The sequence below is a fragment of the Streptomyces sp. PH9007 genome (assembly GCF_059813725.1).
Window position 1 is genome coordinate 1,883,260 of sequence record NZ_CM187440.1, and the last position, 15,318, is coordinate 1,898,577.

General features: G+C 72.2%; 17 protein-coding genes. 7 read left to right on the top strand and 10 right to left on the bottom strand.

Annotated features, from left to right (window positions below):
- Nucleotides 1–200: 200 nt before the first annotated feature.
- From ACTFAP_RS08455 to ACTFAP_RS08470, 4 genes are read left to right on the top strand one after another with little or no spacing between them, the layout of a single operon-like run.
- Nucleotides 201–629: an ATP-binding protein gene (locus ACTFAP_RS08455; protein WP_376046085.1), complete on the top strand. Its 429-nt coding sequence runs from the start codon at nt 201–203 to the stop codon at nt 627–629.
- A complete protein-coding gene (locus tag ACTFAP_RS08460; RefSeq protein ID WP_500468656.1) occupies nt 626–901 on the top strand; it encodes a hypothetical protein in 276 nt (91 codons plus the stop codon). The genes ACTFAP_RS08455 and ACTFAP_RS08460 overlap by 4 nt, the downstream gene beginning before the upstream one ends.
- Entirely contained in the window at nt 898–1,281 is a 384-nt protein-coding gene (locus ACTFAP_RS08465) for a hypothetical protein (RefSeq protein ID WP_500468658.1), read from the top strand. Before ACTFAP_RS08460 ends, ACTFAP_RS08465 begins: the two co-directional genes overlap by 4 nt.
- A 20-nt stretch (nt 1,282–1,301) precedes the next feature.
- The gene (locus ACTFAP_RS08470) at nt 1,302–1,838 is read left to right on the top strand and encodes a GNAT family N-acetyltransferase (protein ID WP_500468660.1); all 537 of its coding nucleotides are present in this window, start codon (nt 1,302–1,304) and stop codon (nt 1,836–1,838) included.
- 25 nt (nt 1,839–1,863) lie between these two features.
- Here the strand turns inward: ACTFAP_RS08470 and ACTFAP_RS08475 are convergent, their stop codons facing one another.
- The 10 genes from ACTFAP_RS08475 to ACTFAP_RS08520 all read right to left on the bottom strand — a co-directional run bounded on the left by ACTFAP_RS08475 (nt 1,864) and on the right by ACTFAP_RS08520 (nt 11,653).
- Nucleotides 1,864–2,472 carry a hemerythrin domain-containing protein gene (locus tag ACTFAP_RS08475; RefSeq protein WP_500468661.1) on the bottom strand — a complete coding sequence of 203 codons (609 nt, stop codon included), beginning with the start codon at nt 2,470–2,472 and terminating at the stop codon, nt 1,864–1,866.
- Between the two features lie 21 nt (nt 2,473–2,493).
- A complete protein-coding gene (locus tag ACTFAP_RS08480) occupies nt 2,494–3,114 on the bottom strand; it encodes a DUF6875 domain-containing protein (protein ID WP_500468662.1) in 621 nt (206 codons plus the stop codon).
- 1 nt (nt 3,115) lies between these two features.
- Nucleotides 3,116–4,915 carry an acyl-CoA dehydrogenase gene (locus ACTFAP_RS08485; RefSeq protein WP_500468663.1) on the bottom strand — a complete coding sequence of 600 codons (1,800 nt, stop codon included), beginning with the start codon at nt 4,913–4,915 and terminating at the stop codon, nt 3,116–3,118.
- Complete coding sequence (locus ACTFAP_RS08490) at nt 4,912–5,994, bottom strand: pyridoxal phosphate-dependent aminotransferase (protein WP_500468664.1); 1,083 nt, start codon at nt 5,992–5,994, stop codon at nt 4,912–4,914. The genes ACTFAP_RS08485 and ACTFAP_RS08490 overlap by 4 nt, the downstream gene beginning before the upstream one ends.
- Before the next feature lie 91 nt (nt 5,995–6,085).
- Complete coding sequence (locus ACTFAP_RS08495) at nt 6,086–7,093, bottom strand: acyl-CoA desaturase (RefSeq protein ID WP_500468665.1); 1,008 nt, start codon at nt 7,091–7,093, stop codon at nt 6,086–6,088.
- Nucleotides 7,094–7,130: 37 nt separating this feature from the next.
- Nucleotides 7,131–8,111 carry an SDR family NAD(P)-dependent oxidoreductase gene (locus tag ACTFAP_RS08500; protein ID WP_500468667.1) on the bottom strand — a complete coding sequence of 327 codons (981 nt, stop codon included), beginning with the start codon at nt 8,109–8,111 and terminating at the stop codon, nt 7,131–7,133.
- 5 nt (nt 8,112–8,116) lie between these two features.
- The gene (locus ACTFAP_RS08505; protein ID WP_500468668.1) at nt 8,117–9,139 is read right to left on the bottom strand and encodes an SDR family oxidoreductase; all 1,023 of its coding nucleotides are present in this window, start codon (nt 9,137–9,139) and stop codon (nt 8,117–8,119) included.
- The gene (locus ACTFAP_RS08510) at nt 9,136–10,467 is read right to left on the bottom strand and encodes an FAD-dependent oxidoreductase (protein ID WP_500468669.1); all 1,332 of its coding nucleotides are present in this window, start codon (nt 10,465–10,467) and stop codon (nt 9,136–9,138) included. Before ACTFAP_RS08510 ends, ACTFAP_RS08505 begins: the two co-directional genes overlap by 4 nt.
- Before the next feature lie 5 nt (nt 10,468–10,472).
- The gene (locus ACTFAP_RS08515) at nt 10,473–11,405 is read right to left on the bottom strand and encodes a class I SAM-dependent methyltransferase (protein WP_500468670.1); all 933 of its coding nucleotides are present in this window, start codon (nt 11,403–11,405) and stop codon (nt 10,473–10,475) included.
- Nucleotides 11,402–11,653 (bottom strand): acyl carrier protein, encoded by a 252-nt coding sequence (locus tag ACTFAP_RS08520; RefSeq protein WP_030725380.1) that lies wholly within the window; start codon nt 11,651–11,653, stop codon nt 11,402–11,404. The genes ACTFAP_RS08515 and ACTFAP_RS08520 overlap by 4 nt, the downstream gene beginning before the upstream one ends.
- 206 nt (nt 11,654–11,859) lie before the next feature.
- Here ACTFAP_RS08520 and ACTFAP_RS08525 point away from each other — a divergent pair, with 206 nt between their 5' ends.
- From ACTFAP_RS08525 to ACTFAP_RS08535, 3 genes are read left to right on the top strand one after another with little or no spacing between them, the layout of a single operon-like run.
- On the top strand, nt 11,860–13,686 hold the full coding sequence (locus ACTFAP_RS08525) for a thiamine pyrophosphate-binding protein (RefSeq protein ID WP_500468671.1): 1,827 nt from the start codon (nt 11,860–11,862) through the stop codon (nt 13,684–13,686).
- A gap of 7 nt (nt 13,687–13,693) precedes the next feature.
- Nucleotides 13,694–14,293 (top strand): SRPBCC family protein, encoded by a 600-nt coding sequence (locus tag ACTFAP_RS08530; protein ID WP_495684083.1) that lies wholly within the window; start codon nt 13,694–13,696, stop codon nt 14,291–14,293.
- Nucleotides 14,290–15,306, top strand: coding sequence for a 3-oxoacyl-ACP synthase III family protein (locus ACTFAP_RS08535; RefSeq protein WP_390116144.1), 1,017 nt, complete (start codon nt 14,290–14,292; stop codon nt 15,304–15,306). Before ACTFAP_RS08530 ends, ACTFAP_RS08535 begins: the two co-directional genes overlap by 4 nt.
- The last annotated feature ends 12 nt before the right edge of the window (nt 15,307–15,318 follow it).

Below are 15,318 nucleotides of genomic sequence, written 5' to 3' on the forward strand. Positions count from 1 at the left end.
GCGAAGTGTGCGGTGCAGTCTGCCCGGCCTCCGGTGCGCAAGTCGATAGCTAAAAGGGTCGGTCATTTGTTCACGCAGGTGCCATGCTTGCCACCTTTTCCATTTCTCCGGCATCCTGAGCGCGCAACAGCGCGGGAGAGCCCAGTACCTGGCGGCCGACCGCGCCACTTCCCCGTGTGATGCGAAGCGCTGGAGGTGTCATGGCGAGTTCCGTACGAATCACGAACAACCAGAACGTGTACGGGCAGTCGTTAATCGCCGAGAGCCAGCACATCGAGTGGTGGCGGCGGGAGGCGGCCGATGTGGTGGGGAGATGGGGGGCGTCGGCTTCGGCGGTGGAGGTGGTACGGCTGGGGGTGAGTGAACTGCTGTCGAATGTGATCCGGCATGTGGCGGAGCGCCGTTGCTATCTGCGGATCGTGCGGATCGGTGGTGAGGTGACGGTGCAGGTTTTCGACCGTTCACGGCAGCTCCCGGTCATCGGTGAGGCCCCGGACTGGGACGCGGAGTCCGGGAGAGGGCTGTGGATGCTGCGGGAGATGGCCACCCGGTTCGGCTGTGAACACACCTGCCACTGCGACGGGAAGATCGTCTGGTTCAGCTGCGACCTGCACGGAGACCCGCGATGACAGCGGCGGGCGGCAACAGCCGGACACGGATGACGGTGACACTCGACCTGCCGGTGGAGCAGGTCAGGGACTGGGACCGCATCGACATAGGTGGACAGACGGAGCGGGTGGAGTCCGTGACCGTGCTGCACAACGGGCGGCGCCTCCACTTCCTGCGGGGCGGCCGGCTGACGCTCAGTACCGGCCGGGTTCTCACCATCACCCGCACTGTCCTCGCCGCCGAACACGCCGAGCACCCCGAAGCCACCACCCACGAAAGCGGCCCCGCATGACCGCCCCCACCCCGCTCACCTGGCTGCACGCCGACGGGTTCGCCGACTGGGCGCAGCACGCCAGTTGCTCGATGTGCAGGACCGAGGACGTACCGGTCATCTGGGCCGGTTCGGTGATCGCCCACGGCCGTGCCCGGGGCGTGTGGGCCTGTTGCTCCTGCCTGAGGACACTGCGCGAGTTCGTCCAGGACGAGGCGGACAGCCCCCAGGCACCCACCCGGCGCGGGACCGGAGCCCTCCGGCCCACCGCGCCTCCCGCATCTCCCCCGAGTCCCCGCGCCCTCCGCAGCGCCACCGACCGGGCGTTCGCCACGATCACCGCACTGGGGGTGACCTCGCTCGTCGCCAGCGTGGCGAGCGCCTGGTGGACCGCCCGCTGAGGGCTCGGTAGGTTCCCGTCATGACCGGACCCGCTCCCACGCCCCGTATCAGGACCGAGCGGCTCGTGCTGCGCACCTCCGAGGCCCGCGACCGGGACGCTTTCATCGAGTTGTTCGCGTCGCCGGAGGTGACCGCCTACACCGGCGGCCCTCAGCCGCGTGCCGACCTCGGACGCACGGCACCGGAGATACCCGGGCGCCGTCCACGCCTCTTCGTGGCGGAACGGGACGGCGCCATGATCGGCATGGTGTCGCTGGACCAGCGCGACGCGGAACGCCCCGGGCCCGCACGTCCGGATATCGGACAGGTCGAGCTGGGCTACCTGTTCCTGCCCCACGCCTGGGGCCACGGGTACGCCGCCGAAGCGTGCGCGGCCGTACTCGACTGGTACGCCGCCACCCACCCCGGCGAACCCGTCGCGCTGTGCACCCAGATCGCCAACACCCGCGCGCTGCGCCTCGCGACCAAGCTGGGATTTCACGAGGTGGAGCGCTTCGAGGCGTACGGCGCCGCACAGTGGCTCGGGGTACGGCCCTCGGCAACGCCGTCCCCCTGATGTCCCCCCTGATACCCCCGTGCGCTCAATACTGCTCGCCGAAGGCCGCCCGCTGGCGGCGTTCCAGGCTGCCGCGCATCAGGGCGGCGACCGGCCGGGCGGGGATGCCGGCGCGTTCGGAGGGTTCGGCGACCGAGGCGAGCCAGGGGGGCATGAAGGTCAGGGTCCAGCGGGCCGCCGACGTCACCATCGACTTCTCGAACCGGGCCCACACCTTCGCGTTCAGGGCCGGGGCCAACCGGCCCGCCAGTTCGCGTTCCTCGTCCGCCGTGTGGACGGCGAGCAGTTCCCGTACGGCGGTGGCCGCGTCCGCGAGTTCCTCGGCGCCGGTGCCGTCCGGGGACAGCGCCTCGATGGCCTCGCCGAAGGCGGTCAGTTTCCCTTCCAGGGCGGCGTGTTCCTCCTGGAGGAGGGACAGCGCCTCCTCATCGGCGCCGTGCTCGCGCAGCACCGGCCACAGCACCTCGTCCTCGCCCTCGTGGTGGTGGTGGATCAGCTCGGTCAGCCGCCGGGCGTACGCCACCAGAGCCCGGGTGCGGTCCGGGTCCGGGGTCTTGGCCAGGGCCGTGGCGGTGCGGGCGATCCGGTCCAGGTCGCGCAGCATCGCGCGGTGGGCGAGGACCATGGTCAGCATTGCGGTGCCTTTCGTCGGGTGTCACACCAGGCTGCCGCCGGCCGCCACGAGGGCGCCGGCGTCGAAGAGGCGGACGTAGTGCGGGTCCACCCGGTCCGGTGAGCGGTACAAGTGGCCGTAGTTCTCCTGGTACTTGGTGAACCAGTCCGGCCGGTGGTGGAGGAACAGGATGTCGTGGAAGGCCATTCTGCGCACCACCATCTGCGGCAGCGGGGAGCGGTTGGCAGGGAAGAGCGGGTTGCGGGCGGCGCGGGCGTCACAGTCGGGGTGCATCTGGCCGAGCATCAGGCCCCGGCCCACCGCCTCGTCCTTCACCTCCTCGTACACGTCGTCGATCAGGTGCCACTCGCGCCGTTCCAGGCCGTCGAAGACCACGATCAGGCTGTCCAGGGACGTGGGCTGGGCGGCGAAGCGGCGTTCGAAGGCGTCCATGGCGGCGTGGATGAGGCGGGACATCGCGGGCAGTCCGTCGCCCGGCCGCCACGGGAAGCGCGCGCTGTGCAGCACCCCGGAGCGGATCGACGGCGCCACGAACGGGCAGACCGGCCCCTCGCGGCCCAGTTCGGGATGCGGGGCGGTGACGTAGCCGGTGAGCCAGCCGGACAGCACCGCCTCCTGTTCGGGGCTCAGCGGCAGGAGCATCTCAGAACGCCTCCTCGGGGAGGGCCATCAGCCGCTCGTCCGCGCGGGTGACGGTGTGCAGTTGGGCCGCCACCAGCGGCAGCACGTCGTGGGCGAAGACCGAGGCGGCGGCGATCTTGCCCTCGTAGAAGGCCCGGTCCGCGCTGCGCACCTCCCGCGTCAGCCGCTCCGCCGCCATCGCCGCGCCCCGCAGCAGCAGCCAGCCGATGACCACGTCACCGGCCGCCATCAGCAGGCGGGTGGTGTTGCGGCCGACCTCGTACAGGGCGGTGGGTTCGGCGAAGCTCGTCAGGAGGTGACCGCCCAGGGTCTCCGCGATCTTCTGCAACGCGCCCACCGCCGCGCCCAGTTGCTCGCACTCCGGCCGCAGCTGGTCACCGCCCGCCCGCGAGGTCGCGAACTCCTTGACCTCTGTGAGCAGTCCGGTCAGCGCCGCGCCCTGGTCGCGGGCGATCTTGCGGAAGAACAGGTCCATGCCCTGGATCGCGGTGGTGCCCTCGTAGAGGCTGTCGATCCGGGCGTCGCGCAGGTACTGCTCCAGCGGGTGGTCCGCCAGGTAGCCGGCGCCGCCGAAGATCTGAAGGGCTGCGCTGAGCTGCTCCCAGGAGCGTTCGGCACCGTACCCCTTGACCAGCGGCAGCAGCAGATCGCTCAGCGCGCGGTTCCCGTCGTCCTGGGCGCTCGCCGTGTAGAGGACGAGGGCGCGCAGGCCCTCGGCGTACGCCTTCTGCGTGAGCAGGGAGCGGCGCACCTCGGGGTGGCGGATGATCGGGACGCGCGGGGCGCTCTTGTCGGTGGCGCGGGTGAGGTCGGCGCCCTGGAGGCGTTCGCGCGCGTACACGACGGCGTTGCGGTGGCCGCTGGAGAGGGTGGCGATGGCCTTGGTGCCGACCATCATCCGGGCGTGTTCGAGGATGGTGAACATCTGCCGGATGCCGTCGTGGCGTTCGCCCACCAGGTATCCGATGGCCGCCTCACCCTCGGCGCCGAAGGTCAGTTCGACGGTGCTGGAGGCTTTGAGGCCCATCTTCTCCTCCAGCGCTGTGGCGCGGACGCCGTTGCGCGCGCCGAGTTCACCGGTGGCCCAGTCCGTCACGCGGTACTTGGGCACCACGAACATCGACAGGCCCTTCGTCCCCGGGCCGTGGCCCTCGGGGCGGGCGAGGACGAAGTGCACGATGTTGTCGGACAGATCGTGCTCGCCCGAGGTGATGAAGCGCTTGACGCCCTCGATGTGCCAGCTGCCGTCGGGCTGCGGCACGGCGCGGGTGCGCAGCGATCCGACGTCGCTGCCCGCGTCGGCCTCGGTCAGCACCATGGTGCCGCCCCACTCGCGTTCGACCATGGTGCGGGCCAGCCGGCGCTGTTCCTCGGTGCCCAGGGTGTGCAGCACGGACGCGAAGCCGCCGAAGGACTGGTACATGTGCAGCGCCGGGTTGGCGCCCATGACGAGTTCGGTGGCGGCCCACTGGAGGGAGGGCGCGATCCGGGAGCCGCCGAGTTCGGGCGGCAGCCACAGCCGGTGCCAGCCGCTCTCCATCCAGGTGCGGTACGCCTTGGTGAAGGCGTCGGGCAGGGTGACGCTGTGGTCCAGCGGGCGGTACTCGGGCGGGGTGCGGTCGGCGGCCACGGTGGCGTCGGCGAGTTCGTCGGTGGCCAGGCGGGCCACTTCGGCGAGCATGGTGCGCGCGGTGGCCTCGTCCGCGTCGGCGAACGCGTCCTTCCCGTAGACCTCGCCCCGGCCCAGTACCTCGAAGAGGGTGAACTCGATGTCGCGGACGTGCGGGCGGTAGTGGCTCATGACGAGGGCTCCATGGTGTGCAGTACGGCGGCGAGCGCGCTGACCGCCTGCTCGACCTGGGGAACGGTGCCCACGGTGATCCGCAGCCGGCCGGGGAGGCCGAGCAGGGTCAGATCGCGGACGAGGACGCGGTGTTCGGCGGCGAGGCGGGCGGCGACGCGGCTGCTGTCGGCACCGTCCGGCAGCTCGGCCATGACGAAGTTGGCGGCGGAGGGGAGGGCGGTCACCCCGATGGTGTCCAGGGACTTGATCAGGTGCTCGCGGGCGCGGGCGGTCTCGGTGCGCACCCGCTCCAGGTGGGCGGGCCGGCCCAGGGCGGCGCGTACGGCGCGCTGTGCGGGGCGGCTGACCCGGAACGGCAGGGCGCGGGCGGTGCGTTCGACGCGGGCGATGTCCCCGCGCGGTCCGATGAGCACGCCGAGCCGGATCGAGGCCAGGCCCCACGCCTTGGAGAAGGTGCGGGTGACCAGCGCCGGAGCGCCGTTCCTGACCCGTTCCAGCGCGTGGTCGTGGTCGGGTCCTGCGAAGTCCAGGTACGCCTCGTCGAAGAGCAGCCGGCCCGGCGCGTCCTGGGCGGCGGCCAGCAGGTCCGCGACCTCCGCGGCGGCCAGGACCGAGCCGGTGGGGTTCAGCGGGTTGCAGACGAACGCCAGGTCGGTGCCGTCGGCCAGGGCCGCCGCCATCGCCGCGGTGGGGACGGCGTGCCGTTCGGTGAGCGGCAGGGCCCGTACGGTCGCGCCCACCGCGCGCGCCGCCTCGCCGTAGCCGGGGAACGTCCCCGCCGTGCAGGTGACTTCGGCGTCCGGGCCGGCGGCGAAGGTGAGCGCGGTCAGCAGGATCAGCTCGTCCACGCCGTTGCCGACCGTGAGCATCTCCGGATCGACGGCGAAGTGCCAGGCCAGTGCGGCGCGCAGGGTACGGGCGGAGGGGTCGGGGTAGTGCGCCAGGTGACCGTCGGCCTCCTCCCGTACCGCCTCGACGGCGCCGGGCGGCGGGCCGTACGGGGTCTCGTTCAGGTGCAGCCGCAGCCGGCCGGGGCCCTCGTCGTCGGAGCGGAAGAAGGAGGCGTTCTCGCTCATCGTGCTGTGCTCCCTGGGGTGTGCGGATGTACCGTCCGGCCGCCCGGGTCGGTGGCACCGGCGCGGCCGGACGGTGACTGGGGGGCGGTGGCTACTCGACGTCGACCAGGGAGGGCTTGGCGTCGGCCGAGCGCTCCGCGAGCGGGGCGATCTGCTGCTGGGAGTCCAGCAGTTGCTGCCGGTCGGCGCCGGCCGCGCTCACCCGGGAGATGCCGGCCTCGCGCATCGTGAGCCGTTCGGTGTCGATGCGCACGACCTTCCAGGCGAGCCGGGTCTTCTCCAGCGACCAGATGAAGACGGCGCTGATGTCGACCTCGTACCAGCGCATGCCGTGCCGGGCGGAGCGCGGGAAGGCGTGGTGGTTGTTGTGCCAGGCCTCGCCGAAGGAGGGGATGGCCAGCCAGGCGACGTTGCGGGACTCGTCGGTGGTGGTGAAGCGGCGGCGGCCGAAGACGTGGCCGATGGAGTTCACCGCGTAGGTGAGGTGGTTGACGAGGAACAGCCGCACCAGGCCGCCCCACAGCATGCCGGTGAGGAACCCGGACAGGGTGCCGCCGGTGAACGCGAAGCCCAGCAGGCCGGGGAGGGCGATGCCGGCGAGGACGACGAGGACGAAGTTCTCGCTGATCCAGCGCAGCGGCTTCTCACGGGTGAGGTCGGGGCAGTAGCGCAGCGGGTCGGAGGTGAGCCCGGTGTCGAACAGCCAGCCGAGGTGGGCGTGCCAGACGCCGGCCAGGGTGCCCTTGACGCCGGGTTCGAAGCCCAGGTGGGGGCTGTGCGGGTCGCCTTCCTTGTCGGCCACCCGGTGGTGGCGGCGGTGGTGGGCGGCCCAGATGATCGGCGGGCCCTGGCCGGCCATGGCGCCCCAGGTGGCCAGGGTGTAGCGGATCGGCTTGTACGTCTCGAAGGAGCGGTGGGTGAGCATCCGGTGGTAGCCGGTGGAGACGCCGAACCCGCAGATCACGTACATGATCACGAGGGCGGCGAGGTCGCTCCAGCCGAAGATGCGGTTCCACAGCAGGATCATCGCGGCGATGACCCCGAGCACGGGGATGATGGAGGCCGCCAGGATGAACCAGCGGTGTTCCTTGCCGTCCATGGGCAGGTGCCTTTCCGGTCGGTCGGATCGGGAGCGGTCAGGTGTTCTTCCCGGCGGTGGCGCCGGTGGCGTTCGCCGCCGCCACCACCCGGTTGAGCCGGTCCATGCGGGTGGCCAGGGTCATCCGGCCCTCCAGGCGGAAGGCGGGCGGGCGGCGGCCGTCGACGTCGTCGAAGCCGTACTCGGCGGCCAGGTCCCCGGTGGTGAGGACGGTTCCGGCGCGCTCGGACACCTTGGGGTCGGCGGCGAGTTCGGCCACCGCGCGGCCGACGTACTCCACCGAGTGCAGGACGGCGGCCGGTCCGCTGCTGAGCGCCTCCCAGGCGGCCTCGACGCGTTCGGTGCGCACGAACCCGGGGTGCAGGGCGAGGGCGGTGACGCCGTGCTTGCGCAGGTCGGCGGCGAAGGCGCGGTTGAGCCGGTCGGAGCCGTGCTTGAAGACGTCGTAGGCGGCCTGGCCCAGGTAGGTGTCGCCGTCCGTGAAGCCGATGCCGATGACCAGGCCCCGGTCGGCGGGCAGCATGAGCGGGACGAGCAGGCGGGTGACGTCGTACTGGGCGCGCAGGGAGGCGGCGCACAGGTCGTAGCGCCACATGGGCTGCTGCCAGAACGGGGCGTCGAACCGTACCTCGGCGGAGCGTTCGTACCCGGCCCAGGCGTTGTTGACGAGCAGGTCCAGGCGGCCGTGGCCCTCGCGCACCCGGTCGGCGAGCGCCTGGTTGTCGGTGCCGGAGGTGTGGTCGCAGCGCACCGCGACGCCGGTGCCGCCGCGCGCGGTGATCTCCTCGGCGACGTCCTCGACGGTGCCGGGCAGGCCCTCGGTGCGGTCGCCGGTGCGCGAACTGCGGCCGGTGACGTACACGGTGGCGCCGGCCGCGCCGAGCGCGAGCGCGATGCCGCGTCCCACGCCACGGCTGGCGCCGGTCACCACGGCCACGGTCTCCGCCAGCCGGGGCGGCTGCCAGCCTTCCGGGTCCGCCGCGCTGTGGACTGCGGTCTCGGGCGCGGTCTCTGACATGGAGGTCAGCTCCTCTCCGCGGGCGGCGGCACCGACGCGTGGCGCAGGGTGCGCAGATAGGCGTCGGTGTCGCGCACGACGGGCAGCGCGAAGCGTTCGCGCAGTTCGGGCATGGAGGTGGGCAGGACGCCGCCGGAGGCCATGGTGACCTCGCTGACGTCGCGCAGGACGGACAGGTACGAGCGGGTCATCGGCGCCAGGTCCGACAGGTCACGGCCGCGTTCGCTGTCGGGGTGGAGCACGGGAACCTCCGGCAGGGTGCGGCCGAGGGAGGCGGCGTGCTCGGCGCACAGCGCGAGGGTGGTCTCCATGTCCATCGCCTCGGCGCCGTAGGTGACCCAGAACTCGCCCTCGTCCACACCTTGTTCGATGGCGCGCAGGACGGCCTTGGACAGCAGGTCCTGGGGCACGATGTCGGTGCGGTTGCCGGGGTGGGCGAGGACGAACGGGGCGCGGCCCCGGCACATCCAGTCGGAGAGCAGCTGGACGACCTGCGGGCGTGAGGTCCAGCCGGTGACGGAGTCGCCGATGAGGTTGGTGGGGCGGAAGACGGTGTGCGGGACGCCGCTCTTGGCCAGCAACTGCTCGGCGGTGAGCTTGGAACGGACGTACGGCCTGGTGATGTTGGTGTCGGGCAGCGGCGCTGCGGCGCCGGGCAGCAGCGCGGCGACGAACGCGGTGGACATGAAGTGCACGGGTGCCCCGGCCGTCTCGGCGAACTCGGCGACGCGGCGGGTGCCTTCGATGTTGACCGGCTCGTACCGTTCGGCGGGCAGGCCCCATTCGGTGAGCCCGGCGGAGTGGATGACGACGTCGACCTCGGCGGCCAGCGCCCGGTAGGCGTCGGCGTCCAGGCCGAACCGGTCCTGGGCGAGGTCGCAGTGCACCACCCGCTCGGCGCGGCCTGCGTCGATGGGGCCACGGGCGGCGGCGATCAGCCGTACGGCCGAGGGCTCGCGCAGCAGGGACTGGCCGACGACGCCGCCGGCGCCGGTCAGCAGCACGGTGGGGCGGGCGGCGGCGCTCATGCCCGGCCCTCCCGCCACTCCAGCAGCCGGGTCATGCCCCGCACGCCGGCCGACAGCAGCGGCTCGGGCGGGAAGGAGGGCTGCTTGCGGCCCCGGCGGTCGACGTACAGCAGCCGGGTGAAGTCGGAGTCCTTGCCCAGGGTCAGGTCGCGCAGCACCTTGCCGCCGGTGTGGGTGGCGGAGATGCCGTTGCCGCAGAACCCGTACCCGTACAGCACGTTGCCCGGCATCGAGCCGAAGTGCGGGGCGAAGTCGCGGGTGATGTCGATGGTGCCGCCGTACGCGTACCGGAACCGGACGTCGTCCCACATCGGGAAGAAGCGGCGGAAGTCCTTCAGCAGTTCGCGGTAGGCGCGCGGCTCGTTCATGCGGCGGCGGCGCAGATCGCGGCCGGTGAAGTACAGCACGGGCCCGCCGGCCCACAGCACCCGGTTGTCGGCGGTGAAGCGGGCGCAGGTGAGGAACGTCTTGGCCTCCACCAGGCCCTCGCGTCCGGCCCAGGCGATGCGGCCCAGTTGCGCGTCGGTCAGCGGGTCGCTCACCAGGGCGTAGCTCCACACCGGCAGGACCTTGTTGCGGAAGCCGGGGAAGGTGAACTGGTGGGCGTTGGCGGTCAGCACGACCTTGTCGGCGGTGATCCGGCCGCCCGGGGTGTGCACGGTGGGCCGCACGCCGGGGTCGATGCGCAGCGCCGGGGTGCGGTCGTGGATGACCACGCCCTGCTCGCGCACCACCCGGGCCAGGCCGCGGGCGAGCTTGTACGGGTTGATCAGCGCGCCGCCGGTGCGCAGCGCGCCGGTGATCGCCGGGGAGCCGATGATCTCCTGGGCGGCGCGGGCGCCGAGCAGTTCGGGCGCGGCGCCGCCGGACAGGCGGGCGGCCAGGGCGCGGTCCTCGGCGAGGCGGCTCAGCTGGGCGGGGCTGGTGGCGGCCAGCAGGTAGTCGTTGGCCTCCCAGTCGGCGTCGACCTTGTTGCGGCGCAGGAAGCGGCCGATCTCCAGGATGGAGCGGCCGACGGCCGCGGACGCCTCGGCGGTGCGGCGCTCGCCGAACTGCTCCACCAGGGCCTGGATGTCCTTGCCGATGGTGGGTGTGACGAAGCCGTCGGCGCGGCCCGAGGCGCCGTAACCGGAGTACTCGGCCTCCACGACGTGGATGTCGAGGGCCGGTTCGGCCTGCTTGAGGAAGTGCGCGGTCCACAGTCCGGCGTAGCCGCCGCCGACGATGGCGACGTCGCAGTCGACGCTCTCGCGCAGCGGCGGTCCCGGCTCGGCCTGTTCGGTCTCGTGCCAGTACACCACCTTTTTCAGGTCGTCGAGCGGTCGCATACGCTTCACCTGACCTTTTCGAAGGTGATACGGGCCAGGCCGAGATGGCGCCGGTCGAAATGGTCCGCGGCGGAGCTGAGATAGCGCTCGTAATGCGCGGTGGTCTCCTCGCCGACGAGGGCGACGGCCTCGGCGCGGCGGGACACCAGGCGGCGGTGCCATTCACGCAGGGTGCGGCTGTAGTGCGGGGCGTCGTTGCGGAGCGAGACCACGTCGAATTGCCGCTCCGAGCCGTGGATGACCTCGGAGAGCGCCGGAATCTCGGATTCCGGGAAAATCATCTCCATGATGAACAACTGGTCGCGGACCGTGGTGCGGTCCATGACGACGTTGTTGCCCTTGACATTGGTCTGGAGCGCCAGCCGCCCGCCGGGCGGCAGCCAGCCCGCGCAGCGCTCGAAGAACTCCCGGTAGGCGGCGACCCGTTCGGTACGGGACAGGCCGGGGGCGGCGAAGTGCTCGAACGCGCCGATGGAGATGATCGCGTCGTAGCCCCCGTCCTCGGGCCGGTGCTCCTGCCAGGGTTCGAGCCGCACCTCGACGCCGGGCGGGGCCTGCTCGCGCACCAGGGCCGCCTGGGTGGCGCTGAGCGTGAGCCCGACCGCGCGCGGCACCTCGTGCACCTCGGCCAGCCGGCGCAGCAGACTCCCCCAGCCGCAGCCGATGTCCAGCACCCGGCGGGCGCTGTCGGCGCGGGACTCCTCGATGAGGTGGTGCAGTTTGCGGCGCTGGGCCTGTTCCAGGGTCTCGGCCGGGTCGGCCAGGTCCTGGTAGAGGGCGCAGGTGTAGGTGAGGGAGGTGTCCAGCCACAGGGCGTAGAAGTCGTCCGAGACGTCGTAGTGGTGCTGGATCGCCTCGGCGGTGGCGCCCTGGTTGGCCACGGCGGCCGGGCCGGGGGCGGGCCCCGTGGTGGGGTGGGCGGTGGTGGCGGTGCTCATGCCTCGACGCTGCCGAGCTTGGTGGCGCGGGCCAGCTCGACCAGGTCGCCGACGGTCTTCACATTGGCCGCCTGGCCGGGGTCGAATTCGATGCCGACCTCGTCCTCGATGGCATAGACGATGTCGGCGATCTGAAGGCTGGAAAGACCGACGGTCTCGAATTCGGTATCGGCGTTGAGCGTGTGCTGATCCGCCTTGCCGCCGAGCTTCTTCGCCATCAGTTCGCAGACCATGGAAACAGTGACCATCGGGGAATGCCTTGCCTTTCCGGTGGGTGAGGGATCACACCCTAGGTCGGTGGTACCGGCCGGCGGGATGACAAGCGGCTAGCAGCAATCTGCCAGCAGGGGTGTGGCAGGTGGAATGACAAGTTGCTGCGGGTGGTGGGCGGTTGGCGGACGGCATAGAAAGTCCTGACCCCCGCACCACGACCTCTCGGGAACGGGCCACCACCATGGGTCACTCATCGCGCACGGTTGATTACGTCGTCGGCTTTCTGCGGGAGCAGGGACTGCACGACGTCTTCGGAGTGGACGGAGCGAATATCGAGGATCTCTACGACGCCGTCGCACTGGCCGGTGCGCCGCTGCGGGCGCTGGTGGCCAAGCACGAGTTCTCGGCGGCGACGATGGCGGACGGCTACCACCGCGCGTCCGGCCGCCCGGCGGTGGTCGCCGCCACCTCGGGGGCCGGGGCGATGAACCTGGTGCCCGGGCTCGCCGAACTGCGCGCATCCCAGGTCCCGGCACTGGCCCTGATCGGCCAGCCACCGGCGGCACTTGACGGCACCGGCACCTTCCAGGAGACCTCGGGCCTGGCCGGCACGATGGACGCGGAGCGGCTGTTCGCCGAGATCGGCGTGTTCTGCGCGCGGGTGACGGAGCCGGACCGGATCGTGGCGGCGCTGCCCAGGGCGCTGGAGGCGGCGCTGGCCGCCCCGGGCCCGGCGATCCTGCTGCTGCCCAAGGACGTCCAGCAGTCCGTGCTCGGCGCCTGGCCGGAGCGGATCGCGCGCGTCGGCGCGCCGCTGCGGCCGCTGTCGGCCGAGCCGCTGCGGGCGGAGGCGGTCACCGTCCTGACGGCCGCGCGGGCGGCCCGGGGCCCGGTCGCGGGCGAGCCGGGCGAGGGGCGGCAGAACGGTGTGCCCGGCGCCGCCACCGACGCGTGGGAGGACACCGGCGACCGCGCCGGGCGTGCGGCGGGCGGGGTGGTCGTCCTGGCCGGGCCCGGGGTCATCCGGGCGGACGCCCGCGCGGAACTGGCCGCGCTGTGCGAGGCGTTGGATGCCGACGTCGCCGTGGCGCCGGACGCCAAGGACGTCTTCGACAACACCCACCCCCGCTGCCTGGGCGTGCTGGGCCCGTCCGGGACGCCGGAGACGGACCGGCGCATCGCGCGGGCGTCCGCCGTCGTCGTGGCCGGCCACCGGCTGCCGCAGATGGCCGGCGGCTCCCTGCGCGAACAGCTCAAGGGCATACCGGTCATCAGCGTGGACGGCGGCGAACCGCCGCTGCTGCCCGCCGACCACCCGGCCCTGATCCGGCTGACCGGACCGATCGCGGCGGAACTGGACGCACTGGCGCGGGCGCTGGAGCCGCCCGCGACCGCGCCGGGCGCGGCTGCGGCCACCGGCGCCGGTGCGCGTCCCACCCCACCGGCCCCGCACCGGGCCGCCGTTGACCCCGCCGCCCGCCCCGCCACCCACCCGGCCGCCGCGCTCGATCTGCCCACGGCCCTCGACATCCTCGCCCGGCGGCTGCCCGAGGACGCCAACCTCGTCGTCGACGCCGGGAACACCGGGGCCACCACCGTGCACCGGGTCCCCGCGCCCCGCCGGGGGCGGTTCATCACCGCGCTCGGCATGGGCGGCATGGGGCACAGCTTCGGGGCCGGGATCGGCGCCGCGCTCGCCACCGGCGCCCCCACCTATGTCGTCGCCGGTGACGGCGCCTTCTACATGCACGGCATGGAGATCCACACCGCCGCCGAACTCGGGCTGCCCGTCACCTTCCTCATCGTCAACAACAACGCGCACGCCATGTGCCACACCCGCGAACAGGTCTTCTTCACCGGCGACTACACCTTCAACCTCTTCCGCCCCGCCCACATCGGGGCCGGCGTCGCCGCCCTGTTCCCCGGGGTCCGCGCCCACCACGCCACCGACGCCGCCGAGCTGGACCGGGCGCTGGCCGCGCCGCACGACGGCCGCCCCGTCCTGATCTCCATCGACGTCGACCCGCACCAGGTACCGCCGTTCCGCCCGTTCCACACCAACCGTTAGGACCCCCATGCCCAGCAGCATCGACGACATCCCCGGCCTGATCCGGATCGAGAACACCCCGCAGGAGCAGGCCATCGGCCTCGCCGCCTCGTACACCCCAGGCCCCTCCCCCTTCGTGACCGTCGAGGAGTACATCGACGCCCCGCCGCAGGCCGTCCACGCGTACCTCAGCGACATCCGCAACCTGGACGAGTTCACGTACAGCACCCGCGCCTTCCAGCCGGTCGAGGGCAAGCCGGGCCTGTACGAGGGCCGCGACCCGCTGGCGCACCCGGACACCAAGATCTTCATGCGCGTCGAGGCCGACCCCGCCGCGCTCACCGTCGACATGCACTGCGCCTGGGACCAGGGCGAGGAGCTGTGGATGGTGTACCTGCACCGCGTCGTCGACGCGCAGACCGTCCTGGGCCGGCCGGGCTCCGTCGTGCTGTGGACCAACAGCCGGCACCCGTACTACGACAAGAACCCGTTCCCCGAGCTGGCCCCCACCCCCGAGCGGCCCTGGGTCGGCGACTTCTGGGACATCTTCGCCGCCGCCCACGCCCTCGAACTGCAGAACCTGAAGAAGATCCTGGAGCACCGGCACGGCAACGGCGGCGCCGCGTGAGGACCGTCAGCCTGCTGGAGGTCGCCTCGTACCTGCCGCCCGAGAAGGTACCCACCCAGTACTTCCTCGATCACCGGGACCCGGACAGCCCGATGTCCGACAGCGCGATGTTCGGCGCCCCCGCCTTCCGGCACCACGTCAGCCGCGACGAGAGCGCCGCCGACATGATCGAGAAGGCGGGGCGGGTGCTGCTGGACCGCATCGGCCCGCGCGAGGCCGCGCAGATCGACCTGGTCATCACCAATGTGCTGCTACCCGACCTGCCGATCACCGGGTCGGGGGCGGAGATCACCCACCGGCTGGGGTTGCGCCCCAGCTGGGTGCTCGACGCGCACAACGGCGGCTGCGCCTCGTTCATCCACATGCTGAAGCTGGCCCGCGCGCTGATCGGCAGCGGGCAGGCGCGCTCGGCACTGCTGTGCAATGTGCAGAACTGCGCCGGGAACGTCATGACGCAGTCGGAGGTGCGCAAGCTGCCGGAGGCGGTGGTGCCGGGCGACGGCTGCGGCGTCGCGTACGTGGCGGCGTCCGAGGAGTCGCCGGTACTGGCGATCGAGACCCGCAACCTCGGCGAGTACGCCAAGGACTGCGGTGTGACGCTCAGCGACGGCCGCAAGTACTGGGAGGCGGGCGAGTCCCAGGTGCATGTCGGTTTCACCCCGGGCAAGGTGGCCGACATCGTCGAGCGCGGCAACCGGCTGGTGCCCGAGGCGGTCCGCGCGGTGTGCGACCGGCTCGACATCGAACCGTCCGATCTCGACACCCTGATCACCAACCAGCCGAACCGGGTGTTCCTGCGGAAGTGGCAGGAGCGGCTCGACATCAAGCCGGAGCGGCACCTGGACACCTACGACCGGTTCGGGAACCTGTTCGGCGCCGCGGTGCCGGTCACCCTCGACCACGGGGTGCGGGAGGGCCGGATCGCGGACGGCTCGCTGCTGATGCTGGCCGGGTTCGCGCACGCCGGGGACTTCGCCGGGGCGGCGGCCGTACGGTGGCGGGCCGGCGCGTGAGGTACGGCGGGC